Annotated in this window: 21 protein-coding genes and 2 pseudogenes; 3 read left to right on the top strand and 20 right to left on the bottom strand. The window is 68.7% G+C overall.

Features of this window, described 5'->3' with window-relative positions; genetic code table 11:
- Positions 1 to 154: 154 nt before the first annotated feature.
- From coaBC to GORHZ_RS11185, 5 genes and pseudogenes are all read right to left on the bottom strand, one after another.
- Positions 155 to 1,435, bottom strand: a complete 1,281-nt coding sequence (gene coaBC, locus GORHZ_RS11205) for a bifunctional phosphopantothenoylcysteine decarboxylase/phosphopantothenate--cysteine ligase CoaBC (RefSeq protein WP_006333027.1) — start codon at positions 1,433 to 1,435, stop codon at positions 155 to 157.
- A 16-nt stretch (positions 1,436 to 1,451) separates the two neighbouring features.
- Positions 1,452 to 1,751, bottom strand: coding sequence for a DNA-directed RNA polymerase subunit omega (rpoZ, locus tag GORHZ_RS11200; protein WP_006333026.1), 300 nt, complete (start codon positions 1,749 to 1,751; stop codon positions 1,452 to 1,454).
- A 68-nt stretch (positions 1,752 to 1,819) separates the two neighbouring features.
- Positions 1,820 to 2,449, bottom strand: coding sequence for a guanylate kinase (gene gmk, locus GORHZ_RS11195; RefSeq protein WP_083877266.1), 630 nt, complete (start codon positions 2,447 to 2,449; stop codon positions 1,820 to 1,822).
- Positions 2,446 to 2,762, bottom strand: a pseudogene (mihF, locus tag GORHZ_RS11190) (integration host factor, actinobacterial type). Before mihF ends, gmk begins: the two are co-directional and overlap by 4 nt.
- 451 nt (positions 2,763 to 3,213) lie before the next feature.
- Positions 3,214 to 3,570, bottom strand: coding sequence for an ArsR/SmtB family transcription factor (locus tag GORHZ_RS11185; RefSeq protein WP_006333022.1), 357 nt, complete (start codon positions 3,568 to 3,570; stop codon positions 3,214 to 3,216).
- Positions 3,571 to 3,611: 41 nt separating this feature from the next.
- Between GORHZ_RS11185 and GORHZ_RS11180 the strand changes: the two genes are divergently transcribed.
- Both GORHZ_RS11180 and GORHZ_RS11175 read left to right on the top strand, forming a co-directional pair.
- Positions 3,612 to 5,576 carry a heavy metal translocating P-type ATPase gene (locus GORHZ_RS11180; protein WP_051998840.1) on the top strand — a complete coding sequence of 655 codons (1,965 nt, stop codon included), beginning with the start codon at positions 3,612 to 3,614 and terminating at the stop codon, positions 5,574 to 5,576.
- A gap of 140 nt (positions 5,577 to 5,716) precedes the next feature.
- Positions 5,717 to 6,961: an HNH endonuclease signature motif containing protein gene (locus GORHZ_RS11175; RefSeq protein WP_051998839.1), complete on the top strand. Its 1,245-nt coding sequence runs from the start codon at positions 5,717 to 5,719 to the stop codon at positions 6,959 to 6,961.
- Between the two features lie 345 nt (positions 6,962 to 7,306).
- Here the strand turns inward: GORHZ_RS11175 and pyrF are convergent, their stop codons facing one another.
- The 10 genes and pseudogenes from pyrF to GORHZ_RS11125 form a co-directional block, all read right to left on the bottom strand.
- A complete protein-coding gene (pyrF, locus tag GORHZ_RS11170) occupies positions 7,307 to 8,206 on the bottom strand; it encodes an orotidine-5'-phosphate decarboxylase (protein WP_006333019.1) in 900 nt (299 codons plus the stop codon).
- Positions 8,203 to 11,538 carry a carbamoyl-phosphate synthase large subunit gene (carB, locus tag GORHZ_RS11165; protein ID WP_006333018.1) on the bottom strand — a complete coding sequence of 1,112 codons (3,336 nt, stop codon included), beginning with the start codon at positions 11,536 to 11,538 and terminating at the stop codon, positions 8,203 to 8,205. Before carB ends, pyrF begins: the two co-directional genes overlap by 4 nt.
- The gene (gene carA, locus GORHZ_RS11160) at positions 11,538 to 12,674 is read right to left on the bottom strand and encodes a glutamine-hydrolyzing carbamoyl-phosphate synthase small subunit (RefSeq protein WP_006333017.1); all 1,137 of its coding nucleotides are present in this window, start codon (positions 12,672 to 12,674) and stop codon (positions 11,538 to 11,540) included. The genes carB and carA overlap by 1 nt, the downstream gene beginning before the upstream one ends.
- Complete coding sequence (locus GORHZ_RS11155; protein ID WP_006333016.1) at positions 12,671 to 13,219, bottom strand: PH-like domain-containing protein; 549 nt, start codon at positions 13,217 to 13,219, stop codon at positions 12,671 to 12,673. The genes carA and GORHZ_RS11155 overlap by 4 nt, the downstream gene beginning before the upstream one ends.
- Positions 13,216 to 14,520: a dihydroorotase gene (locus tag GORHZ_RS11150; protein ID WP_040531384.1), complete on the bottom strand. Its 1,305-nt coding sequence runs from the start codon at positions 14,518 to 14,520 to the stop codon at positions 13,216 to 13,218. Before GORHZ_RS11150 ends, GORHZ_RS11155 begins: the two co-directional genes overlap by 4 nt.
- Entirely contained in the window at positions 14,520 to 15,464 is a 945-nt protein-coding gene (locus GORHZ_RS11145; RefSeq protein WP_006333013.1) for an aspartate carbamoyltransferase catalytic subunit, read from the bottom strand. The genes GORHZ_RS11150 and GORHZ_RS11145 overlap by 1 nt, the downstream gene beginning before the upstream one ends.
- The gene (gene pyrR, locus GORHZ_RS11140; protein ID WP_006333012.1) at positions 15,464 to 16,084 is read right to left on the bottom strand and encodes a bifunctional pyr operon transcriptional regulator/uracil phosphoribosyltransferase PyrR; all 621 of its coding nucleotides are present in this window, start codon (positions 16,082 to 16,084) and stop codon (positions 15,464 to 15,466) included. The genes GORHZ_RS11145 and pyrR overlap by 1 nt, the downstream gene beginning before the upstream one ends.
- A 244-nt stretch (positions 16,085 to 16,328) precedes the next feature.
- Positions 16,329 to 16,790, bottom strand: a pseudogene (gene nusB, locus GORHZ_RS11135) (transcription antitermination factor NusB); the annotation flags it as partial.
- A gap of 17 nt (positions 16,791 to 16,807) precedes the next feature.
- Positions 16,808 to 17,371: an elongation factor P gene (gene efp, locus GORHZ_RS11130; RefSeq protein WP_006333010.1), complete on the bottom strand. Its 564-nt coding sequence runs from the start codon at positions 17,369 to 17,371 to the stop codon at positions 16,808 to 16,810.
- A gap of 42 nt (positions 17,372 to 17,413) precedes the next feature.
- Positions 17,414 to 18,550: an aminopeptidase P family protein gene (locus tag GORHZ_RS11125; protein ID WP_006333009.1), complete on the bottom strand. Its 1,137-nt coding sequence runs from the start codon at positions 18,548 to 18,550 to the stop codon at positions 17,414 to 17,416.
- A gap of 109 nt (positions 18,551 to 18,659) precedes the next feature.
- On the opposite strand from GORHZ_RS11125, the gene GORHZ_RS11120 reads away from it, so the two are divergent.
- On the top strand, positions 18,660 to 19,154 hold the full coding sequence (locus GORHZ_RS11120) for a B-4DMT family transporter (RefSeq protein WP_040531381.1): 495 nt from the start codon (positions 18,660 to 18,662) through the stop codon (positions 19,152 to 19,154).
- Positions 19,155 to 19,209: 55 nt separating this feature from the next.
- Here the strand turns inward: GORHZ_RS11120 and aroB are convergent, their stop codons facing one another.
- From aroB to GORHZ_RS11095, 5 genes are all read right to left on the bottom strand, one after another.
- The gene (gene aroB, locus GORHZ_RS11115; protein ID WP_006333007.1) at positions 19,210 to 20,316 is read right to left on the bottom strand and encodes a 3-dehydroquinate synthase; all 1,107 of its coding nucleotides are present in this window, start codon (positions 20,314 to 20,316) and stop codon (positions 19,210 to 19,212) included.
- Positions 20,313 to 20,864, bottom strand: coding sequence for a shikimate kinase (locus tag GORHZ_RS11110; protein WP_006333006.1), 552 nt, complete (start codon positions 20,862 to 20,864; stop codon positions 20,313 to 20,315). The genes aroB and GORHZ_RS11110 overlap by 4 nt, the downstream gene beginning before the upstream one ends.
- Complete coding sequence (gene aroC / locus GORHZ_RS11105; RefSeq protein WP_006333005.1) at positions 20,861 to 22,075, bottom strand: chorismate synthase; 1,215 nt, start codon at positions 22,073 to 22,075, stop codon at positions 20,861 to 20,863. The genes GORHZ_RS11110 and aroC overlap by 4 nt, the downstream gene beginning before the upstream one ends.
- 29 nt (positions 22,076 to 22,104) lie before the next feature.
- Positions 22,105 to 22,491, bottom strand: a complete 387-nt coding sequence (locus GORHZ_RS11100; protein ID WP_006333004.1) for a prepilin peptidase — start codon at positions 22,489 to 22,491, stop codon at positions 22,105 to 22,107.
- Positions 22,492 to 22,792: 301 nt separating this feature from the next.
- Positions 22,793 to 23,656, bottom strand: a complete 864-nt coding sequence (locus GORHZ_RS11095) for a shikimate dehydrogenase (RefSeq protein WP_006333003.1) — start codon at positions 23,654 to 23,656, stop codon at positions 22,793 to 22,795.
- Between the last annotated feature and the right edge of the window lie 3 nt (positions 23,657 to 23,659).

Genomic DNA, 23,659 nt, shown 5'->3' with positions numbered 1-23,659 from the left:
TTTGCGGGCCCGTGTGGTATCCGGGTCCCGTATACGGGCGCGCTGGCAGTCTTGTCTGCCGTCGATTGTCTCTACTGATCGCTGGTCTCGCACTCCGGGGTCGAATCCCCGGGAACACGTTCCAACCTACACATCCGGTCCGACGGTCATCGGATCAGGCCGTGCGGTCACCATCTGGCACCAGGGCACGGACTTCGTCAAGGATTCTGCTCGCCATGAGTGTTTTGGAACCAAGCGGCAGGGCGGTCTCGGTGCCGCTCGAGGACAACAGCCACCCGGTGTTGTCCTCGGTGCCGAACGCCTTGCCGTCGCCGACCGCGTTCACCACCAACAGGTCGCATCCCTTGCGCGCGAACTTGGCGCGTCCGTGATCGAGTACCCCACCGGTCTCGTCGCCGGTCTCGGCGGCGAAGCCGACGATGACCGTGTCGGCGGGGATCCGTCCGGCGTCACGGCTCTCGACGAGGCCGCGCAGGATGTCGGGGTTGGTGGTGAGCTCGATCGGGGCCGGACCCTCGGCACCCTTCTTGATCTTGGCGTCGGCCACCGACACCGGTCGGAAGTCGGCGACCGCGGCGGCCATGATGACGACGTCGGCCTCGGCGGCGCGTTTGGTCATCTCATCGGAGAGTTCCTCGGCGGTGGTGACCCGGATGATCTCGACGCCGGCCGGGTCACCGGGTTCCGCGGTGGAGCCGGCCACCACGGTGACCGTCGCCCCGCGCTGCGCCGCCGCACGGGCCAGCGCGAAACCCTGTTTGCCCGAACTGCGGTTGCCGAGGAATCGCACCGGGTCCAGGGGTTCCCGGGTGCCGCCGGCGCTGATCACCACGCGCACACCGGCGAGGTCATAGGGCAGGGCATCGGCCCGTTCGAGCAGCAGTTCCCCGATCATCGCGATCTCCTGCGGATCGGGCAGCCGGCCGGGACCGCTGTCGGTGCCGGTGAGACGCCCCGACGCGGGTGTCATCACAGTCACCCCACGCTCACGCAGGGTCGCGACGTTGGCCTGGGTCGCCGGATGCTCCCACATCTCGGTGTGCATCGCGGGGACGAGCAGGACCGGGCAGCGCACGGTCAGCAGCGACGCGGTGAGCAAGTCGTCGGCGCGACCGGCCGCGGCCCGCGCCATCAGGTCGGCGGTCGCGGGTGCGACGACCACCAGGTCGGCACCTTGTCCGAGACGGACGTGGGCGACCTGGTCGACGTCGTCGAAGACCTCGGTCGAGACCGGATTGCCGGTCAGCGCCTCGAAGGTCGCGGCACCGACGAATTTCAGAGCCGATCGGGTGGGTACCACCCGGACGTCGTTGTCGGATTCGGTGTAGTGGCGGATCACCGAACAGACCTTGTAGGCCGCGATGCCACCGCCGACACCGACGAGGATCCGGCGGCGCCGGGTGGCCTCCGAGCCGGGTTTCTGAATCGCCGTCATCCCCGCGCCCGAGGTTCTATTCGCCTTCGGTGTGCTCGAGCAGGTCGGAGTGGATCTCCCGCAGCGCGATCGACAGCGGCTTCTCCTGCAGGCCCGGCTCGACCAGCGGGCCGACGTACTCGAGGATGCCGTCGCCGAGCTGGTTGTAGTAGTCGTTGATCTGACGGGCCCGCTTGGCCGCGTAGATGACCAGCGCATACTTCGACGACGCACGCTCGAGCAGCTCGTCGATCGGCGGGTTGGTGATACCCAGGGGAGTCTCATACGCCGGTGCGTCGGCGACCTCGGTCAGTTCGAAATTGGTCTGGGTGCTCACGCAATCTCCTGCATCGATCGATGTGTCTGTGGTGCGGTGGGCCCGCTGAACGTCAGCGAGCGATCCGCTCAAACGTCTGTGGTGGACCGTCGGTTCGGTGTCGTCCGGACCGACTCATCGCGCCCGACCAGCAAGGATACCAACTCGGAGGCCACCTGGTCGACTTCGCTGTTCACGAGGACGTGGTCGAACTCGTCACGGGCGGCCATCTCGGTCCGTGCGGTCTCGAGACGACGTTCGACGGCCTCGGGGGTCTCGGTGCCGCGGCCGGTCAGCCGGGAGACCAGTTCGTCCCAGCTCGGCGGCGCCAGGAACACGCTGATGGCCTCGGGAAGGCGGCGCACCACGTTGCGTGCGCCGGTCAGATCGACCTCGACGAGGACCGGCACGCCCTGTTCGAGCGCGGTCTCCACCGGAGTGCGGGGTGTCCCGGACCGCTGCAGACCGCCGTGGATCTCGGCCCATTCGAGCAGTTCGCCCTCGGCGATCATGCGATCGAACTCGTCGCCGCCGACGAAGTGGTAGTCGCGGCCGTCGACCTCACCCGGCCGCGGCGCGCGTGTGGTCGCCGACACGCTGAAGTACAGCCGCGGCAGGCTCTCCCGGACCTTCGCCACGACGGTGGACTTGCCCACGGCGGAGGGGCCGACCAGTACGACCAGTCGGCCCCTCGCGTGATGCTCCGGGTGCTTGTTCAGGAGCTGAACTTCTCAAGCAGCGCCTTGCGCTGACGATCGCCGAGTCCGCGCAGACGGCGGGTCGGGGCGATCTCGAGTTCGGTCATCGATCCTCCTGTGCCTTGACCTTACCGACCTTGGGCAGTGCCTCGAGCAGGGCCGAAACCTTCATCTTGCCAAGGATCTCGTCGTTCTCCGCGTCCTTGAGGACCTGCTGAAGGTCGGTGCCACCGCGCTTCAGGCGCTCCTTGAGCTCGGCGCGGGCCCGCCGAGCGGCAGCTGCCTTCTCCAACGCGGCAGCGCGCTGCTCGTCTGTCAACTGGGGAAGGGCCACGGGTTCCTCCGTCTTTCGTTCTTCGATTGGACTGTCATCGAGCGCCTCGGGGACGCTGATGATCGTGGTCGCCGATGGCGACCGGGGTGGTCGCGACAGCAATCCTGCCACCACCGCCGAATGTTGCGGCGAAAGCGACCGTACCCACGTGAGCAGGCATTTGCGAGAGCCACCCCCGCAATTCCCGAGGGATGCGGTGTTGTAGCGTGCCTTGCTCCTCGACGGTATCCCACGGCCCCGACAACGCACCCGGCACCTCTCTGACTACTGGTTTTGCCGGAAAACCGCAGGTCACCGACACGTCGATGATTTGGCGTCGCCGAGCCGCGGCGGCCATCGGAAAAATTCGCCCCTGCCTGCACTGATACGTGTGTGACGGGAGTGGCCGTCACGAAATGACCGGATTGGCTGCACCGCGTCGGCGTGTCGCGGGCGGTTACGCGCGGTCGCGTCAGGCGGTGTCGTGGCCGCGGTCGCCGAGGCGGAGGTGTTCAATGTGGTAGATCGCCTCGTCGAGCAGGGCGGCGACATGCGAGTCGTAGAGGCTGTAGACGACGCTGCGACCGTTGCGGGTTCCGACCACCAGCCCCAGCGCGCGCAGCAGTCGCAGCTGATGCGAGACGGCCGGTTGTTCCATGCCGACGGCCTCGGCCAGTTCATTGACCGAGCACGGTTCCTGCCGCAACCGCGTCAGGATCATCAACCGGTTGGGCGATGCCAGGGCCTGGAGCGTCTCGGCGACCGTCACGGCGGCCCCGGCGTCGAGCGGCTTGCCCGGCGTCGACCTGCCCTGCACCCCATGGCCCATGGGTAGAGTCAATCACACCCGTCACATATGCACACATATACATGTGTACGCTTTCGCATGTGAGTTCTGCGGTCCGTGAGCACCTCCCCTCGCCTCCCACGATCGTCGGCCCCCGAGGGTGGTCGTCGACGTGGTCGGTGACGTCTGTGCGGTGGGCCACGACGGCGACCCTGCTCTTCTGCTGCGGAGTCGTCGCACAACTCGCCGGCGGACCCACCGGGATGGTGTGGGCCTTTTACCTCGCCTGCTATGTGACCGGTGGCTGGGAACCCGCACTGGAGGGACTGCGTGCCCTGCGCGGCCGGAAGCTCGACGTCGACCTGCTGATGATCGTGGCCGCTCTTGGCGCCGCCGCGATCGGCCAGATCTTCGACGGTGCGCTGCTGATCGTCATCTTCGCCACCTCGGGCGCGCTGGAGGACCTGGCAATCCGTCGCACGCAGGAGTCGGTACGCAGCCTGCTCGACGACACCCCAGATCGGGCGAGTCTCGTCGACCGGCACGGCGAGGAAGTCGTCGTCTCGGCGGCGGATCTGCGTCCCGGCGACGTGATCGTGGTTCGTCCCGGTGAACGGATCGCGGCCGACGGCACGGTGGTCGGCGGCACCAGCGACGTCGACCAGTCGTCGATCACCGGGGAGTCCCTACCGGTAGGAAAGACGAGCGGGGAGACCGTTTTCGCGGGCACGCTCAACGGCACCGGAGCGATCCGCGTGCGGGTCGACACCCGGCCCGACGACACGGTCGCGGCGCGCATCGTGGCGATGGTCGCTGAGGCGAGCGCCACCAAGGCCCGATCCCAGCTGTTCATCGAGAAGGTCGAGACCGTCTACTCGTCCGTGGTGGTGGTCGCCACCGTGGCCTTGTTCGCCATCCCGCTGATGGCCGGAGCCGATCTACAGACGACGTTGCTGCGGGCCATGACGTTCATGATCGTCGCGTCACCCTGCGCGGTCGTGCTCGCCACGATGCCGCCCCTGCTGTCGGCCATCGCGACCGCGGGACGCCACGGGGTGCTCGTGAAGTCGGCGGTGGCCGCGGAGAGACTCGCCGACGTCACACGCGTGGCTCTCGACAAGACCGGTACGGTCACCACCGGCGCTCCCGCGGTCACCGACATCGTCGTCGTCGATCCCTCGACGACACCCGACGCCGTGCTTACCCTCGCCGCCGCCGCCGAACTCCACAGCGAACACCCCGTCGGGCGGGCGCTGGTCGCCGCGGCACGCGATCGCCATCTGCGCCTACCGTCGGCCGTCGACTTCGTCGCCCTCCCCGGGCGCGGGGTGCGGGCCACCGTCGCGTTTCGCCGCGTCGAGATCATGAACGCATCCACCCGGACCGAGTCCGTGGTCGCCGACGCCCGCCGACGTTTCGACGTGACGGGCGGCACGAGCGTCGTGGTCGTCGTTGACGACACGGTGCTCGGCGTCGTCGCGCTCCATGATCATGTGCGTCGCGGAGCCGTCGCCGCGGTGTCGGCGATCACCGAGATGACCGGAACGTCGCCCATCCTGCTCACCGGCGACAATGCCGCGGCCGCACGGCGCATCGCGACCACCGTCGGGATCGGCGACGTCCGTGCGAACCTGCTGCCGCAGGACAAAGTCGACGCGGTACGTGCACTGCGCGACGAGGGCACTCGCATCGCGGTGGTCGGAGACGGCATCAACGACGCCCCAGCGCTCGCGACGGCCGATGTCGGCGTCGCGATGGGCCGCGTCGGCGCCGACCTCACGCTGCACACCGCAGATGTCGTCATCGTCGGCGACGATCTCACCGCGGTACCCACCCTGCTGCAACTCGCCCGTCGGGCCCGCCGCGTGGTCATCGCCAACCTGGTGTTCGCCGCCGCCGTCATCGTCACGCTGGTGACCTGGGACCTGGTCGGCCACCTGCCGTTGCCGCTGGGTGTGGCAGGGCACGAGGGTTCGACCATCCTGGTCGCGCTCAACGGGTTACGCCTGCTGGGGTCGCGGGCGTGGCGACGTGCACAGCGTGGGTGAAAGGATGCCAATAGCCTGTCGTACTCCCACGATAGAATGGTCGTTTGAGCGATATTGAACGCGTGAAAAACGTTGTAGGGCAATGAAATAGCTTCGCTTTGGCTATTGCTATCGAACACCTGTTCGACTACTCTTGGGGCATGCCACTCGACACCCTGCTCCCCACCGTCCGTGACCTGACCATCACCTCCGACGCCACCGGCCGTCAGGTGTTCGACACCACCAAGATGCTGATGGGGCTGCGTAACGTGGTCGACCACCAACTCGCCGTGCACGCCGGGGCGCTGGATCGGTTGGGGGTGGCACGGCAGACCGGCGGCAAAACCCGGGCCCTGCTGATCGAGATGGGTGCCGCACCCACGGTGGCGGACCGGTGGCTGCGGATCGCGGCCGCGCTGTCGACCCTGGAACGGGTCGCCGCCTACAGCGGCGATGGGGTCTTCTCCGGGGAACACGTCGACGCCCTCGTCCGCGGCATGGGGCACATCGAGAAGAGGTCGCCGGAACCGTTGAGCGAGGTGTCACGGATCGAACACCAGCTCGCCCTGCTCGCTCAGGCGTTTGCCGGGGCCACCCCACGCGAGGTGCTCGACACCGCCCGCAGCATCGGCAACCAGATCGCCGACGACCACGGCGGTGTCCCGGCCGGTGAGGACCGCACCATCAACGAGTGGACTAGCACGCCCACCGACGACGGCCGGTTGGAGGTCCAGGCGAACCTGGACATCGTGATCGGGGAGAAACTGGTGTCGGCGATCGAATCCCTGGCCGGTAAACGCCCCGAACCCGACGGGTCCGAGGATGCCCGCAGCACCGGGCAGCGCCGCGCCGACGCCTTGGAGATGATCCTCGACGCGGCCGCCCACGCCGCCAGTTCGGGTGTCGCGGATCTGGTGGCGGCCCCGAAAACACAGTTGAATCTGACCGTCCCGGCCGACACCCCCGATGCCGCGGCGTTGCAGTGGCTGGGCCCGATCTCGCAGACCCTGGCGAAAACCCTGTCCTGTGACGCCACCGTGACCGCGATCATCGTCGACGGCGAGAAGGTGCCGTTGGACATGGGACACCCGCAACGCCTGTTCACCCATCATCAACGCAGAGCGTTGATCGTCCGCGACCAGTGTTGTGTCAAATGTGGTGCGGCAGCCGGCTATACCGTCTGCCACCACATCCACCATTGGGCTGACGGGGGTCCCACCGACCTGGACAACGGCTGCCTACTCTGCACCTCGTGTCACGCCCAAATCCATGCCTCCGGCTGGGACATCATCATGGGCGCCGACCGGCATCCCTGGCTGCTGCCACCCGTCGAGCAGGACCCGAACCGCACCCCGATACCCGCCTACAACCGGCGAACGATGCACCTCGACGGCGTCGCCGCCTGACCGAGCGGGCCTGACCAGCAGGCCTGACCCAAAGCCTTACCCCGAGCACGACCGAGAACAACCGACCGGCAGACGGATCGACCGAGAAGACCGGGCCAGCAGCACAGCAAGCACCGACCAGCAGCACAACCTGACCAACCGAGACCACCCGGGAACTCCCCGGACGCACGTTCCTTGAGAACTCCAGGGTGTGAAACAGCGGCGCACCTGGTGTGGCCCGACCGGATCTCGGTCCGGCGGGCCACACCCGGGGTCGACACGAAGCCGTCGTCGCCCCCAGGAATCAGTGGTGACGAAATCAGCGGCGACGACGAGCCGCTGCGTATTCCGCAGATTTGGCCCCGCTCAGCCGAACGCGGCCTCGATCTCGTCGCGCTGCTTCTCGCAGGCCGCGCGCAAGGCCACGACGTCGGGACCAGCGCCCAGCACGCCTCGACTGCTGGCCGGCAGCACCCATGCCAGGTCGGCACCGGCGAACACCGAGGGCAGGTCGTCCGCGGTCGCACCCTGGGCGCCGAGACCCGGCGAGAGGATCGGCCCGTTCAACGCGGACAGATCCAGACCGTGTGCCCGGGTAGCGCCCACCACGAGTCCGACGGTGGCGGTGCCGTCGGCGTTCTCGGCGGCCGCGGCGTCGACGATCGATTGCGCGACGCCCTTCGTGACGCTCGCAGGCTCGCTCCTCAGGGGCCGGTCGGAGACGCTCGCAGGCTCGCTGCACAGGGAGTCGACGGTCGCGGTCTGGAGTGCCGCACCCTCGGGATTGGAGGTGCGCGCGAGCACGAACACCCCACGGTCGGACGCCCGCGCCGCACTCACTGCCGGATCCAGGGACCCGAACCCAAGGTAGGGCGACACGGTGACCGCATCCGAGCACAGCGGCGAGGTGTCCTCGAGCCAGGCCGTCGCGTAGGCGGCCATCGTCGATCCGATGTCGCCGCGTTTGGCGTCGGCGAGCACGAGCGCACCGGCCTCCTGACAGCCGCGGATGACCCGTTCGAGGACCGCGAAACCGGCCGAGCCGAACACCTCGAAGAACGCCACCTGCGGTTTGACCACCGCCGCGACCGGACCGAGGGCCTCCACACAGATGTCCGCGAATCGCGTGAGTCCGTCCACCGAGACCGGCAGTCCCCACTCCTCGAGCAGTTCGGCGTGCGGGTCGATGCCGGCACACAGGCGGCCCCGCTCCCCGACCGCGTCGAGGTGTCGTCGACCGAATCCCTGCACCGACACCCCGGTCACCTCCGGTTCACCAGGATCGCGTGCCGACGCTGCAGCGACTGCACGTCCATCTGCCCGTTCATCGCCGCCTCGATCCCCTGCACCGCGGCGCTCGCGCCCTGCACCGTGGTGATGCACGGGATGTTCACCGAGACCGCGGCGCTGCGGATCTCGTAGCCGTCCACACGCGGGCCCGAATTGCCGTAGGGGGTGTTGATCACCATCGCGACCTCGCCGGCCCGGATGATGTCGACGACATTCGGCTCCCCCTCGGCCGACTCGAAATGCTTACGCACAGTGCGGCATTCGATTCCGTTGCGCCGCAACACATCCGCGGTTCCCTCGGTCGCCAGGATCTCGAAGCCGAGATCGCTGAGGTGCTTGACCGGGAAGATCAGCGAACGCTTGTCCTTGTTGGCCACCGACACGAAGATCGCACCCGACGTCGGCAGCGACCCGTACGCCGCGGTCTGCGACTTGGCGAAGGCCCGGCCGAAGTCCGCGTCGATCCCCATCACCTCACCGGTCGACTTCATCTCCGGGCTCAGCAGCGAGTCCACCCCGCTGCCGTCCTCGCGACGGAAGCGGTTGAATGGCAGCACCGCCTCCTTCACAGAGATCGGTGCGTGGGTGGGCGCTTCGCCGCCGTCACCGTCGGACTCCAGCAGACCCTGCGCCCGCAGCTCCGCGATCGACTCGCCCAGCATCACCCGGGCGCACGCCTTCGCCAGCGGCACCGCGGTCGACTTCGACACGAACGGCACGGTGCGGCTCGCCCGCGGATTGGCCTCGAGCACATAGAGGGTGTCGTCCTTGAGCGCGTACTGCACGTTCAGCAGTCCACGTACCCCGATGCCCTTGGCGAGCGCCTCGGTGGAGGCCCGCACCATCGCGAGGTCAGAGCGCCCGAGGGTGACCGGCGGCAGCGCACACGCCGAGTCACCGGAGTGGATACCGGCCTCCTCGATGTGCTCCATCACGCCGCCGATATAGACCTCGTCGCCGTCGCACAGCGCGTCGACGTCGATCTCCACCGCATCCTCGAGGAACCGGTCGACGAGCACCGGATGATCGGGGGTCAGTTCGGTCGCCCGGGAGATGTAGTCCTGCAGCGACTTCTCGTCGTACACGATCTCCATGCCACGCCCACCCAGCACGTAGGAGGGCCGCACCAGCACCGGATACCCGATCCGGGCGGCGGTGTCGCGGGCCTCGTCGAAACTCGTGGCCGTGCCGAACGCCGGCGCGGGCAGTCCGGCCGCGGTGAGCACCTTGCCGAACTCGCCGCGGTCCTCGGCGAGGTCGATGGCCTCCGGACTCGTCCCGACGATGGGTACGCCGGCTGCGGCGAGCCGGTGCGCCAGCCCGAGCGGGGTCTGGCCGCCGAGTTGCACGATCACGCCGACCACGGTTCCCGACTCGGACTCCGCGCGATAGACCTCGAGAACGTCCTCGAAGGTCAGCGGCTCGAAGTACAGACGGTCGGCGGTGTCGTAGTCGGTGGACACCGTCTCCGGGTTGCAGTTGACCATCACGGTCTCGTACCCGGCCTCCGACAGGGTGAGCGCAGCGTGCACACACGAATAGTCGAACTCGATACCCTGCCCGATGCGGTTCGGCCCCGACCCGAGGATGAGCACCTTGGGCCGATCGGGCTGCGGCGCGATCTCACTGGTGGCCGCCGGGTCGAGTTCGTAGCTCGAGTAGTGATACGGCGTCTTCGCCTCGAACTCGGCGGCGCAGGTGTCGACGGTCTTGTAGACCGGATGCACCCCGAGGCCGACGCGCAGCTCCCGGACCGCCGCCTCGTCGGCGAGATCCGAACGCAGCGCGGCGATCTGACGGTCGGACAGACCGGTGCTCTTCGCCTCCCGCAGCAACGCCTCGTCGAGGGTGTCCGCGTCGCGGATGGCCGCCCCGAGCGCGGCGACCCCACCGATCTCGGCGAGGAACCACGGATCGATGGCCGTGGCCTCGTAGAGCTGTTCGATCGACGCGCCCGCCTCGAAGGCCAGCATGAGCCAGTACAGGCGGCCGTCGCGCGGGGTCTTGAGCGACTCGATCAGCTCGTCGAGGTCGAGCGTGGCGGGATCGGGCCGGTTGGGCTCAGTCCAGAAGCCGCCCGCCTTGGTCTCCAGCGACCGCATGACCTTGCCCAGCGCCTCGGCGAAGCTGCGGCCCAGGCTCATCGCCTCCCCCACCGACTTCATGGTGGTGGTCAGCGTGTCGTCGGCGCCGGGGAACTTCTCGAACGCGAACCGCGGTGCCTTCACGACGACGTAGTCCAGCGTCGGCTCGAAACAGGCCGGGGTCTCCTTGGTGATGTCGTTGACGATTTCGTCGAGGCTGTAACCGATGGCCAGCTTCGCGGCGATTTTCGCGATCGGGAATCCGGTCGCCTTCGACGCGAGCGCCGAGGACCGCGACACGCGCGGGTTCATTTCGATGACGACGAGCCGGCCGTTGCGTGGGTCCTGCGCGAACTGGATGTTGCAGCCGCCGGTGTCGACACCGACCTCACGCAGGATCGCGATCGAGAGATCGCGCATGATCTGGTATTCGCGGTCGGTCAGCGTCATCGCCGGCGCGACAGTGACCGAGTCGCCGGTGTGCACACCGACCGGGTCGAGGTTCTCTATCGAGCAGACGACCACCACGTTGTCGCGGTTGTCGCGCATCAGCTCGAGTTCGTACTCCTTCCAGCCGAGGATCGACTCCTCGATCAGGACGTTCGCCGTCGGGGACGCAGCCAGACCGCCACCGGCGATCCGTTCGAGGTCGGTCTCGTCGTAGGCCATACCGGAGCCGAGGCCGCCCATGGTGAACGACGGCCGCACCACCACCGGGTAGCCGAGTTCGGCGACGGTGTCGCGAACCTCGTCCATGGTGTGGCAGACACGCGAGCGGGCGCTCTCGCCACCGACCTTGGCGACGATGTCCTTGAACATCTGCCGGTCCTCGCCGCGCTGGATGGCGTCGAAGTCGGCGCCGATCAGTTCGATGCCGTATTTCTCGAGTGAGCCGCGATCATGCAGCGCCACCGCCGCGTTCAGCGCCGTCTGCCCGCCCAGGGTGGCGAGCACCGTGTCGATCGGATGACCGGCGTCGCGTTCGGCCTCGATCACCTTCTCCACATATTCGGGGGTGATCGGCTCGATGTAGGTGGCGTCGGCGAACTCCGGGTCGGTCATGATCGTGGCCGGGTTGGAGTTCACCAGGCTGACCCGCAGACCCTCGGCCTTGAGGACGCGGCACGCCTGAGTGCCGGAATAGTCGAACTCGCAGGCCTGCCCGATGACGATCGGGCCGGACCCGATGACCAGGACGTGGGAGATGTCGGTACGGCGCGGCATCAGGCACTCGCTCCTTGTGCTGAGCCACCCTCGAGGCGGGTGACGAACTTGTCGAAGAGGTAGGCGGCGTCGTGTGGCCCGGCCGCGGCCTCGGGGTGGTACTGGACGGAGAACGCCTGTCCGGACAGCAGTTCCACACCCTCGACGACCCCGTCGTTGGCGCAGACGTGGCTGACGCGGGCCCGGCCGAAGTCGGTGTCGAACTCCTCGCCGGCCTCACCCTCGAGCGCGAAGCCGTGGTTCTGCGCGGTGATCGACACCTTGCCGGTCGCGTGGTCGATGACCGGGATGTTGATGCCGCGGTGCCCGAACTTCATCTTGTAGGTGCTGCGGCCGAGGGCCCGGCCGAGGATCTGGTTGCCGAAGCAGATCCCGAACAGCGGCAACCCTTCGCCGAGCACACCGCGGGTCAGTTCCACCATCGCGTCGGCGGTGGCAGGGTCACCGGGCCCGTTGGACAGGAACACACCGTCGGGTTTCAGCTCGGTGATGGCGTCGACGCCCACCGTCGAGGGCAGCACGTGCACGCGGACGCCGCGCTCGGCGAACATCCGCGGGGTGTTGGTCTTGATGCCGAGATCGATTGCCGCGACAGTGAATCGGGCCTCGCCGGCGGGCTCGATCACGTAGCCGGCGTCGGTGGTGACCTCGCCGGCCAGGTTCGCACCCTTCATCTGCGGCTGCTCGCGCACCCGGGCGAGTAGTTCGTCGGTGTCGGCGAGCGCGGCGCCGGAGAACACCCCGGCCCGCATCGAGCCGTGGTCGCGCAGGATGCGCACCAGGGTCCGGGTGTCGATGCCGGAGATCCCGACGATCCCCTGGCGTCCGAGCTCGTCCTCCAACGAGGTGGTCGCTCGCCAGTTGGACACTCGCCGGGTGGGATTGCGCACCGCGTACCCGGCCACCCAGATCTTGCCGCCGTGCGATTCGTCGTCTTCGTTGTTCCAGCCGGTGTTGCCGATCTGCGGTGCGGTGGCGACCACGATCTGCCGGTGGTAGCTCGGATCGGTGAGCGTCTCCTGATAGCCGGTCATCGCAGTGCAGAACACCGCCTCCCCGAGCGTCTCGCCGACGGCACCGAACGGCAGACCACGGAAGACCTGCCCGTTCTCCAGCACCAGAACCGCTGTGCTCATTGCTTCTTCCCCTGTTCGGTGTCGTCGTCGCCCGGTGCCGGACTGCCTGCAGGATCCCGCGGGTCCTCGGCAACCCAGTCCGGGTAGACGGTCTTGTCGTCGGCGCGCAGGCCCGAATCGATCTCGGTGCCGCTCGGCAGCACCCAGCGGATCACCAGGACCCCGTCGGCGGTCATCACCTTGCCGGCCAGCCCCCGTTCGGTGCGGACCGCAGTGATCGACGCGCGCGGAATCCAGATGTCGGAGGCACCCTGACGATCGATCAGGATGCCGTCCGGATACGAGGAGATCGCTGCGGCGGCGCGGTCGCCGAAGTCACCGACGGCCACCCGATCCTGCCAGCTCGGCGCGATCGTGCTGCCCACGTAGAGGCCGGTGTCGGGTCCGTGGGTGGGTTCGGCGAGGTCGGCGGGCACCGTCGGCGGTGTCCCGATCAGGTCGGCCTGACGCCGGCCCCGGTTGCGCCAGCCCCGCATGGCGAGCGCGACGAGCCCCAGCCAGACGAGGGCCACCGCGGCGACGATGACCAGGTCGAAGCCGGTCATCGGGTGACCTCGCCGTCGCGGGCGGTGACCACCCCGCGAAGCACGGTCGCGGTCACCGTCGCCGGCATCGTCATCGACTCGTAGGGGGTGTTACTCGACAGGCTCGCCAGCCGATCACCCTGCACCACCCACGAGGTGTCCGGGTCGACGAGCGTCAGGTTGCCCGGTTCGCCGACCGCGATGGGCCGTCCCTGATCGGTCAGCCCGACGATCTGTGCCGGCCGTTCGCTCATCACCCGGGCGACACCGCGCCAATCGAGCAGACCGGGTGTCACCATCGTCTCGACGACGATGGGCAGCGCGGTCTGCAGCCCGAGCATCCCGGGCCGGGCCTGGGCGAACTCGCAGGCCTTCTCCTGCGCGGCGTGCGGCGCGTGGTCGGTGGCGACACAGTCGATGACCCCGTCGGCCAGCGCCTGCCGCAGCGCGAGGTTGTCACGGTGTTCGCGCAACGGCGGGTTGACCTTGTTGACCGCGTCGTACGTGTTCAGTCGCGAATCGTCGAGCAGCAGGTGATGCGGGGTGACCTCGGCGCTGATCGCGATGCCCTGGTCGCGTGCCCAGCGCAGCAATTCGACGGTGCCCTCGGTCGAGGCGTGGCAGATGTGCACCCGTGTCCCGGCGTCGCGGGCGAGCAGCGCGTCGCGGATCACGATCGATTCCTCGGCGGCCCGCGGCCAGCCGGTCAGTCCCAGCCGCGACGCGGTCGGTCCCTCGTGCGCGATCGCCCCGACGGTCAGGCGCGGTTCCTCGGCGTGCTGCGCGATGAGCACGTCGAGGCTCTTCGCGTATTCCAGCGCCCGGCGCATCAGCAGCGGGTCGGCGACACATTTGCCGTCGTCGCTGAACATCCGTACCCCGGCGACGCCGGCGTTCATCATGCCCATCTCAGCGAGTTGTTTGCCCTCGAGTCCGACGGTCACCGCACCGATCGGGTACACGTCGACCAGCCCGATGTCGCGGCCGGTGCGCCAGACGTTGTCGGTCACGGTCGAGTTGTCGGCGACCGGATCGGTGTTGGCCATCGCGAACACCGCCGTGAAGCCACCCAGCGCGGCCGCCGCAGACCCGGTGCGGATGGTCTCGGTGTCTTCGCGGCCCGGTTCCCGCAGATGGGTGTGCAGGTCGACGAAACCGGGCAGCAGGATCGCGCCGCCGCCCTCGACGCGGTCGGCGCCGTCAGGTGCGGTCAGATCGGTGCCGATCTCGCTGATCTCGCCGTCGATGACGAGGACGTCGACGGGGTCACCCTCCCCGTAGGGCCGGACATCGGCGATGAGGACCGAACCTGACACCTGCACTACTGCGCTCCTGAGCTGTCGGTGCCGACGAGCAGGCGGAACAGCACCGCCATCCGTACGTGCACTCCGTTGCGGACCTGTTCGAGCACCGTCGCCCGCGGCGAGTCGGCCACCGAATAGCCGATCTCCATGCCGCGCAGCATCGGACCGGGGTGCAGGACCACCGCGTCGTCGGCGAGCAGTCCCATCCTCCGCTCGTTCAGCCCGAAGCGCACCGAATATTCGCGGGCGCTCGGGAAGAATCCGCCGGTCATCCGCTCGGCCTGCACGCGCAGCATCATCACCGCGTCGACGGCGGCGAGTTCGGCGTCGAGGTCGTGGGAGACGAGGACCGGCCACTGCTCCACCCCGACCGGCAGCAGCGTCTGCGGCGCGACGAGTACCACTTCGGCGCCGAGCGTCGAGAGCAGGTGGGCGTTGGACCGGGCGACCCGCGAGTGCAGGATGTCGCCGACGATGGCGATCCGGCGCCCCTGCAGCGAACCGAGCCGCTGCCGCAGCGTCAGCGCGTCCAGCAAAGCCTGGGTCGGATGTTCGTGCATGCCGTCACCGGCGTTGATCACCGCGGGTCCGCCGCTTTCCGTCGCGGTCCACTCGGCGATCTGGTGGGCGGCGCCCGACGCCGGATGACGCACGATGAGCGCGTCGGCACCGGCGGCGTGCAGCGTCTTCACGGTGTCGCGCAGCGACTCGCCCTTACCGACCGACGAACTCGACGCGCTGACGTTGATGACGTCGGCGCTCATCCACTTCCCGGCCACCTCGAAGGACACCCGGGTCCGCGTGGAGTTCTCGTAGAACACCGTCATCACCGTGCGCCCGCGCAGCGTCGGAAGTTTGCGGACCTCACGTCCGGTCAACGCCTGTTCGAAACGTTCGGCCTCGTCGAGGAGTTCGGTCGCCTCGTCCACACTCAGATCTGCGGTGGACAGAAGGTGCCGCATCAGGCCCGTACCTCCGCGCTCGCCGCGCCGTGGCTCGGGGCGGCGCTGAGCACCACCTCGTCGACACCGTCGTGTTCGACGAGATGCACCGAGACGTTCTCGTCACGGGCGGTGGGGATGTTCTTGCCGACGTAGTCGGCACGCAGCGGCAGTTCGCGGTGCCCACGATCCACCAGCACGGCCAACTGGACCGCGGCCGGCCGGCCGAGATCGCGCAGCGCGTCCAGGGCGGCGCGTACGGTCCGGCCGGAGAACAGCACATCGTCGACGAGGATCACCACGGCGTTGTCGACGCCGCCGGACGGCACCACCGTCCGTTCCAGCGGTCGGTGGGGTTTCGCGCGCAGATCGTCGCGATAGAGCGTGATGTCGAGATAGCCGACCGGGACCTCGGTATCGGCGAACTCGTTGATCTTGTCGGCGAGACGGGTGGCCAGATACGTGCCACGCGTCGGGATGCCGACGATCACCACACGGGGCGCACCGGGAGAGTCCAGCGCCGTCTTCTCGATCACCTCATGGGCGACACGAGCGATGGTGCGGGAAACGTCGGAAGCATCGAGCAGAACCCGCTGCGCGGAACGGGTCCCATCGGTGGGCTGCACACCATCTGTCGGCATGGCCGAGCCGACCTCCTTCTCCGCCTCGCCGGACGGATCGTTAAAGGATGTCTGTCTTGCGACACTCTACACGGGCGGCCCGGACCGACCGAGTCGCTTCGGATTGAGGTCAGTCGTGTTCTGGTGCAGGCTGCGCTGCATCGCCGGCGGACGCACCACCGGCCCCGCTCGCTCCGCTCCCGGCGGCCGTAGCATCCGCCCCGCTCGCCCCGCTCGCTCCGCTCCCGGCGGCCGTAGCATCCGCCCCGCTCGCTCCGCTCCCGGCGGCCGCAGCCGCGCGGACCTGCGGTGCCAGATCGGCGATCTGCGCGAGCACTCCGTTGACGAAGGCCGGTGAGTCGTCGGTGGAGAGCTCCTTGGCCAACTCCACCGCCTCGTCGACGATCACGATCGGGTCCACATCGGCGGAGTTGAACAGCTCCCACGTCGCCAGGCGCATGATCGCGCGGTCGACCGCGGGCAGCCGTTCCAGTGTCCAGCCCCGCAGGTGCGACGACACAACGGCGTCCACCTGCGGCATGTCGTTGGCCAGGCCGTCGATGACGGCGGCCGTGTAGTCGTGAATGTGGCCCACGCTCTCATCGCTGCGGACCAGTTCACGGCGTTCGCCGACCAGCTGTGCGGGACTGATCTGCTTGGCCTCCGCCTCGAACAGCAGGTCGATCGCGCGGCGTCGGGCCTTGTGCCGGGTACCGGGTTGTTTCACGGTGTACGTCGGAATTCTCAGGCGTTGACGCGGCCGAGGTAGCTGCCGTCGCGCGAGTCGACCTTGAGGCGGTCGCCGGTGTTGATGAACAGCGGGACCTGGATCTCGGCGCCGCTCTCCATGGTGGCCGGCTTCGTGCCGCCGGTCGAGCGGTCACCCTGCAGACCCGGATCGGTGTGGGTGACCTCCATCTCGACGGTGACGGGGAGTTCGATGAACAGCGGGTTGCCGTCGTTGAGCGACACCTGCACGGTCATGTTCTCCAGCAGGAAACGGGCGCCGTCACCGACGGTCTCCGGGGAGAGGGAGTACTGCTCGTAGTCCTGCGCGTCCATGAACACGTAGTCGGTGCCGTCGTTGTACAGGAAGGTCATGTCGCGACGGTCCACGGTCGCGGTCTCCACCTTGACGCCGGCGTTGAAGGTCTTGTCGACGGTCTTGCCGCTGAGCACGTTCTTGATCTTGGTCCGCACGAACGCCGGGCCCTTACCGGGCTTGACGTGCTGGAACTCCAGGATCTGCCAGAGCTGGTCGTCCATGCGCAGCACGAGGCCGTTCTTGAAATCGGCGGTGGTCGCCATGAGTGTTCTCTTCCCTACTTCGTCTTCGTGAGTCGACTGCCGTCAGATGACGGTGAATGCCTTGTCGGTGGCGGTCAGCAGCTCCGGGGTGTCGTCGGTGACGACGAGGGTGTCCTCGATCCGAACGCCACCTCGGCCTGGGAGGTAGACGCCAGGCTCCACGGTCACCGCTGCGCCGCAAGGCAGTGTACCCGTCGCCAGCGAGCCGATTCCCGGTGCTTCGTGGATCTCGAGTCCGACGCCGTGTCCGAGACCGTGCACATAGTGCTCGCCGTGCCCGGCGTCGGCGATCACCGAACGCGCGGCGGCGTCGACCGCGCGCAGGTCCGCGCCCGGATGCAGCGCGGCACGGCCCGCCGCCTGCGCGGTCGCCACCAGCTCATAGATCTCCCGCTGCCAGTCCTGCGCGTGCGCCAGCACGTAGGTGCGGGTCATGTCGGAGTGGTAGCCGCCGACGACGGCACCGAAGTCGATCTTGACGAAGTCACCGTCGGCGAGGACCGCGTCGGTCGGCCGGTGATGCGGGACCGCGGAGTTCGCGCCCGCCGCGACGATCGTCTCGAAGGCGATGGCGTCGGCGCCGCGTGCGTACATCTCCCATTCGAGGGCGCGGGCGACCTCGCGTTCGGTGGCGCCGGCGTGGATGACCCCGCGCTCGATGATGGCGGCGAGCGCCTCGTCGCCGACCGCGCAGGCCTGCCGTAGCAACGCCACCTCGCCGGCGTCCTTGACCTCGCGCAGACGCTGGACGAGCCCGGTCATCGGGATCAACTCGGTGCCGGGTGTGTCGTCGCCGGAACTGTCCGACAGCCGGGTGAGCAGGGCGCGATGCTCGGCGACGGTGACCGCGTCGGCCTCGAAGCCGATCTGCGCGGCGCCGTCGTCTCGGGCCCGCTGGGTCAGCTCGGCCAGGCAGTTGCGTGCGATGACGGCCTCGAGATCACCGGCCTGCTCGGCGACCTGGGTGATGTAGCGCCCGTCGGTGCAGATCCGGTCGGCGGACGGGTCGTCGGCCCAGATCAGGACCGCACCGTTGGACCCGGTGAAGCCGGTCAGGTAGCGGAGGTTGACGAGATCGCTGACCACGAAGGCCTCGGCGGGGTCGTCGGCATCGGCGAGTCGGCTGCGCAGACGGTCGCGGCGGGCACGGTAATCGCTGGTCACTGCGTCGGCGGGCATCCCCACACGCTACCGCGCCGGCTCGGGTCGATCACGATCGTGGTGGAGGGATTGCGCTTGGGCGACCGTGTGTTTTCGAACACGTTCTACTTTGCGTACCCTATCCGCTATGTCTTCGTGGTTGCTGCGTGGTCTGGCCATGACCGCGGTTCATGTCATCGCCCGCGTGCTGCTCGGCGTCGCCGTCGTCGAGGCCCCGCTGCACTCGACGGTCTGGAAAATCATCGCGATCGGTGCCGTCGTGCTGGTGGCGCTGGTATGGGGCGGCATCGACGGTGTGGTCGACGCGCGCGCCAACCCCGATCCGGATGACTACGAGGATCTGACCGTGCGATGGCTGCAGGCCGGTGTCTTCGCCGGTCTGGTGGCCGGTGCGATCGGATGGTTCCTGGGCCGATTCGTGTTCGCCGGGATCGGACAGTCGGGCCTGTTCGTCGAGCTGATCGCGGGCGGTTCGTTCATCGCGCTGCTCGTCTTCGTCCCCGCCTTCGTGGGCGCGGCGATCGGCCGTTTCCTGGTGCGCTGGGAGCAGCGCAGGGCGAACCCGACCGAGGACGACTGGTCGGTGCATCCCGACCGCGACGACGAGCACATCGCGGGCTGAGCGGGCCTTCTTTGCCGTGGACCGGCCGCGCGGGAGATGTCTCGGCGCGATCCGGTCAGAGCAGCACCCCGCCGGACGGCTTCGCGTCGCCGGCGACCGCCGAGTACGCGGCCGCGATCAGCCCGGGATCGGGTCCTTCGAGACGGCCCGGCTTGGCAAGGCCGTCGAGCACCACGAATCGCAGCACCCCGGAGCGGTTCTTCTTGTCGCCGGCCATCGCCTCCATCAGATCCGGCAACGCGTCGGCGTCGTAGTGGGTCGGCAGCCCGACGGACTCCAGCACCGTCCGATGACGGTCGGCGGTCGCATCGTCCAGCCGGCCCGCGAGACGTGCCAGTTCCGCGGCGAACACCAGGCCCACCGACACCGCGGCGCCGTGACGCCACCTGTAGCGTTCGCGGCGCTCGATGGCGTGCCCGAGGGTGTGGCCGTAGTTGAGGATTTCCCGCAGCGACGATTCCTTGAGGTCGGCCGACACCACGTCCGCCTTCACCTGCACGGATCTGCGGATCAGTTCCGGCAGCACGGTGCCGGTCGGATCCAGCGCCGCCGATGGATCGGCCTCGATGATGTCGAGGATCGTCGGATCGGCGATGAAGCCGGTCTTGATCACCTCGGCCAGCCCGGCCACCACCTCGTTGCGTGGCACCGTCTCCAAAGTGGCGATGTCGATCAGCACGGCGTCGGGTTCGTGGAACGAACCGACCAGGTTCTTGCCGGCGTCGGTGTTGATCGCGGTCTTGCCGCCGACCGCGGCGTCCACCATGGCCAACAGCGTCGTCGGGATGTGGATGACGCCGACCCCGCGCATCCAGGTCGCCGCCACGAAGCCGGCCAAGTCGGTGGCCGCGCCGCCGCCGAGACTGATCACCTTGTCGTTGCGTTTGATCCCGATGCGACCGAACACATCCCAGCAGAAGGCGGCGACCGAGAGGTCCTTGCCGGCCTCGGCGTCCGGGATCTCGACCCGATGGGCATCGAAACCCTTGTCCGCGAGGAACTCCCGGATCTGTTCGGCGGTCTTGGCCAGCGTCGGCTGATACAGGATGGCGACCCGGTCGGCACCCTGCGCGGCGGTCGCCACCTCGGCGAGCAGACCGCGCCCGATGACGACGTCATAGGGTGCGCCCGCGTTCACCGAGATCCGGATCGGCTCGCTCATGTGGTGGTCGCCCTTTCTGGAGTCGGTGCCGCGGCGAGGAGTTCGAGGATGGCGTCGGCGACGACGCCGGGGGCACCGGCCGCCGCGTCCACGGTCATCGTGCCCACCCGGCGGTAGGTGTCGTCGCGCTCGGCGAGGAGTTCCCGGTAGCGCTCGTGCGGATCGTCGCCGGCGATCAGCGGACGGTCGCTGCCGCGGACCCGCTCGAAACCGTCGTCGGCGGAGATGCGCAGGTAGACCACACGATGTCCGGCGAGGGCATCGGCAACGGCCGGGGTCATCACCGCGCCGCCCCCGAGTGCGACCACGCCGTGATGCGACTCGAGCACATCGAGGACGACGTCACGTTCGATCTCCCGGAACCGTTGCGGCCCATCGTCGGTGAAGATCTCCGGGATCGGTCGTCGCTCGCGGCGGACCAGTTCGCTGTCGGTGTCGATGAAGTCGACACCGAGGCGGCGGGCGAGGATCCGACCCACCGTGGACTTGCCTGCGCCCATGAAACCGATGAGCACCGCGACGGGACGATGGGTGGCCTCGGTGCTCATGATGCGGGATGCGGGGGTCGTGCCGCGACGTGCTTGAGATAGCCGGCGAGGTTCTCGGCGGTCTCCCCCACCGAGTCGCCGCCGAACTTCTCCAGCGCCGCCTGCGCGACCACGAGCGCGACCATCGACTCGGCGACGACACCCGAGGCCGGGACCGCGCACACGTCGGAACGCTGGTGGATGGCGCTGGCCTCCTCGCCGGTCGACATGTCGACGGTGGACAGCGCACGCGGCACGGTGGAGATCGGCTTCATGGCGATGCGGACGCGCAGGTCCTCGCCGTTGGTCATGCCGCCCTCGAGGCCGCCGGCGCGGTTGGTGGAACGGAGCACGCCGTCGGGACCGGGCACCATCTCGTCGTGGGCCTGACTGCCGCGACGACGGGCCGTGGTGAAGCCGTCGCCCACCTCGACGCCCTTGATCGCCTGGATGCCCATGAGCGCGGCGGCCAGCCGTGCGTCGAGCCGCGTTTCGCCGCTGACGTGGGAGCCGAGACCGACCGGCACACCGGTCGCGACGATCTCGACCACTCCGCCGAGGGTGTCGCCGTCCTTCTTGGCGGCCTCGATCTCGGCGATCATCTCCTCCTCGGCCGTCTTGCCGAACGCGCGCACCGGCGAGTCGTCGATGGCCTGCAGGTCGCTGAAGCGCGGCGCCGGACCATCGTAGGGTTCACTCGCACCGATCGAGATGACGTGGGAGAGCACCTCGATGCCGAACACCTGGCGCAGGAAGTTGCGTGCGACGGTGCCCGCGGCCACCCGCGCGGCGGTCTCGCGGGCGCTCGCGCGTTCGAGCACCGGACGTGCGTCGTCGAAGCCGTACTTGAGCATCCCGGAGTAGTCGGCGTGACCGGGGCGGGGCCGGGTCAACGGTGCGTTGCGCGCACTGCCCTCGAGTACGGCCGGGTCGACGGGGTCCGCCGACATCACCGTCTCCCATTTGGGCCACTCGGTGTTGCCGATCTCGATGGCGACCGGACCACCCATCGTCTTGCCATGCCGCAGCCCACCGAGCAGCGTCACCTTGTCCGCCTCGAATTTCATCCGCGCACCGCGCCCGTAGCCCAGGCGACGGCGGGCGAGTTGTTCGGCGATGTCGGACGAGGTGACCTCTACTCCGGCCACCATCCCCTCGACGATGGCGACCAGGGCCGGGCCATGGGACTCTCCGGCGGTTATCCAGCGCAACACAGTGACCAATTGTTCCATGCGGTCGACATCGTTCCGCCACGGCCTGGTCAGGACAGTGCAAGGACGCACATCACGCCCGCAACCAGGGCCGGGGCGTGTGGTCGGGTTCGTGCGGCCGGTGAACGGCGGCTGTGGGTCGCGACGCCGGCCACGGCGGCGACGAACACCACGAGCAACGCGGCGAATGGATCGGCGACGAGCCCTCCACCGGCGAAGGCGAGTTTGATGTCGCCGCCGCCGCACAGCCCGGCGAGCGCGGCCAGCAGGTACGGCGTGGCGGCGAGGGCTGCCGCGAGCAGCACCATGGGATGGGCGCCGGAACTCACCAACGTGGCGACGACTCCCGGCCACACCAACGGGGTCGGGATCCGCCCCGTGCGGTGGTCGGTCACGGCGATCACGCCGAGCCACAGCGAAAGAACACACACGCTCATCCGACGAGGATGGCGCGCAATGCCCCCGATCCGACTACGGGATCGGGCGTGCTGTGGATGGTGCGGGGGCTGTGGACGAGATCCGCCACCATCGTGGGTTGTCTGCTACACCCGCGCTGCTGCTACCGCGCCGTCGACGGAATCAACCCTCGTCGAGCGTGCACAGCAGAATGTCGAGCGTGCGCAGAGTCCTGTCGAGCGTGCGCAGAATCCCGTCGAGCGTGCGTGGGAAACGCTGCCATGCGCACGATCGACGCCAGGGTGCGCACGATCGACGATGGGGTGGGTCGGCGGCGTGGGATCAGCGCAGGGCGGCGGCCATCGCATTTTTCGGCGCGGGCAGTCCGGTGAACTGTTCGACCTGGCTGTAGGCCTGGTTGAGCAGCATGACCAGCCCCCCGACGACACGTCCGCCGGCCGCGGACACCGCAGCGGCGAGAGGTGTCGGCCACGGATGATAGATCACGTCGATCACCCGGGGTGCGCCCGCCAACGAGTCGGCGAGCACCGCGGCACCGTCGGCCGGCACCGTCGACACCAGCACCTCGGCGGCGCGGCTGTGCGCGGCGAGTTCGGGGCCGTCCTCGAACGGCAGCAGCGAGGTGGTCATGCCGAGGCGTCGCGCCAGGGCGAGCACCGGCGCGGCGCGGGTCTCGTCGCGGGCCACGACGGCGAGTTCGGTGAACCCGGCGTCGGACAACGCGGCAACCGCGGGCAGCGCCGTGCCGCCGGCGCCCACCATCACCGCGGCGCCGTTGCGGCTCGCGTCGACGTCCAGTTCGCGCAGCGCACCGGCGATCCCATCGATGTCGGTACAGTCCGCGCGCCAGCCGTTGCCGGTGCGCACGAGCGTGTTGGCGGACCCGACGAGGTCTGCGCGCTCGGTGCGTTCGTCGGCGAAGGCCAACGCCGCCTTCTTGGCGGGCATCGTCACCGAGAATCCGACGAACTCGGGTCCGGCCGAGCCGACGAGCCCGGGCAGATCCTCGGCCGTGCACTCCATCCGGTCATAGCGCCAGTCGGCCAGTCCGAGGGCCCGGTAGGCGGCCAGATGCAGGTCCGGCGAACGTGAATGACCGACCGGGGAGCCGAGTACCGCGGCCCGGCGGGGTGCTAACGAGTCCACGTTCAGCTGCACCCCGTGGTCAATAGTCCACTTTCGCATGCC

Origin of the sequence: Gordonia rhizosphera NBRC 16068 (assembly GCF_000298195.1) — a bacterium.
In the GTDB taxonomy this organism is placed as follows: Bacteria; Actinomycetota; Actinomycetes; order Mycobacteriales; family Mycobacteriaceae; genus Gordonia; species Gordonia rhizosphera.
This window is presented reverse-complemented; position numbering and strand designations above follow the sequence as displayed.

Excerpts from the sequence above, each read along its gene's own strand:
- efp (WP_006333010.1), bottom strand. The coding sequence starts at position 17,371 with ATGGCGACCACCGCCGATTTCAAGAACGGCCTCGTGCTGCGCATGGAC.
- GORHZ_RS11120 (WP_040531381.1), top strand. The coding sequence starts at position 18,660 with ATGTCTTCGTGGTTGCTGCGTGGTCTGGCCATGACCGCGGTTCATGTC.
- GORHZ_RS11185 (WP_006333022.1), bottom strand. The coding sequence starts at position 3,570 with ATGGGCCATGGGGTGCAGGGCAGGTCGACGCCGGGCAAGCCGCTCGAC.
- GORHZ_RS11180 (WP_051998840.1), top strand. The coding sequence starts at position 3,612 with ATGTGTACGCTTTCGCATGTGAGTTCTGCGGTCCGTGAGCACCTCCCC.
- GORHZ_RS11155 (WP_006333016.1), bottom strand. The coding sequence starts at position 13,219 with ATGACCGGCTTCGACCTGGTCATCGTCGCCGCGGTGGCCCTCGTCTGG.
- GORHZ_RS11110 (WP_006333006.1), bottom strand. The coding sequence starts at position 20,864 with ATGAGCACCGAGGCCACCCATCGTCCCGTCGCGGTGCTCATCGGTTTC.
- GORHZ_RS11175 (WP_051998839.1), top strand. The coding sequence starts at position 5,717 with ATGCCACTCGACACCCTGCTCCCCACCGTCCGTGACCTGACCATCACC.
- coaBC (WP_006333027.1), bottom strand. The coding sequence starts at position 1,435 with ATGACGGCGATTCAGAAACCCGGCTCGGAGGCCACCCGGCGCCGCCGG.
- carA (WP_006333017.1), bottom strand. The coding sequence starts at position 12,674 with ATGAGCACAGCGGTTCTGGTGCTGGAGAACGGGCAGGTCTTCCGTGGT.
- aroB (WP_006333007.1), bottom strand. The coding sequence starts at position 20,316 with ATGAGCGAGCCGATCCGGATCTCGGTGAACGCGGGCGCACCCTATGAC.
- GORHZ_RS11095 (WP_006333003.1), bottom strand. The coding sequence starts at position 23,656 with ATGCGAAAGTGGACTATTGACCACGGGGTGCAGCTGAACGTGGACTCG.
- GORHZ_RS11125 (WP_006333009.1), bottom strand. The coding sequence starts at position 18,550 with ATGCCCGCCGACGCAGTGACCAGCGATTACCGTGCCCGCCGCGACCGT.
- GORHZ_RS11100 (WP_006333004.1), bottom strand. The coding sequence starts at position 22,491 with ATGAGCGTGTGTGTTCTTTCGCTGTGGCTCGGCGTGATCGCCGTGACC.
- carB (WP_006333018.1), bottom strand. The coding sequence starts at position 11,538 with ATGCCGCGCCGTACCGACATCTCCCACGTCCTGGTCATCGGGTCCGGC.
- aroC (WP_006333005.1), bottom strand. The coding sequence starts at position 22,075 with ATGGAACAATTGGTCACTGTGTTGCGCTGGATAACCGCCGGAGAGTCC.
- GORHZ_RS11145 (WP_006333013.1), bottom strand. The coding sequence starts at position 15,464 with ATGCGGCACCTTCTGTCCACCGCAGATCTGAGTGTGGACGAGGCGACC.
- pyrR (WP_006333012.1), bottom strand. The coding sequence starts at position 16,084 with ATGCCGACAGATGGTGTGCAGCCCACCGATGGGACCCGTTCCGCGCAG.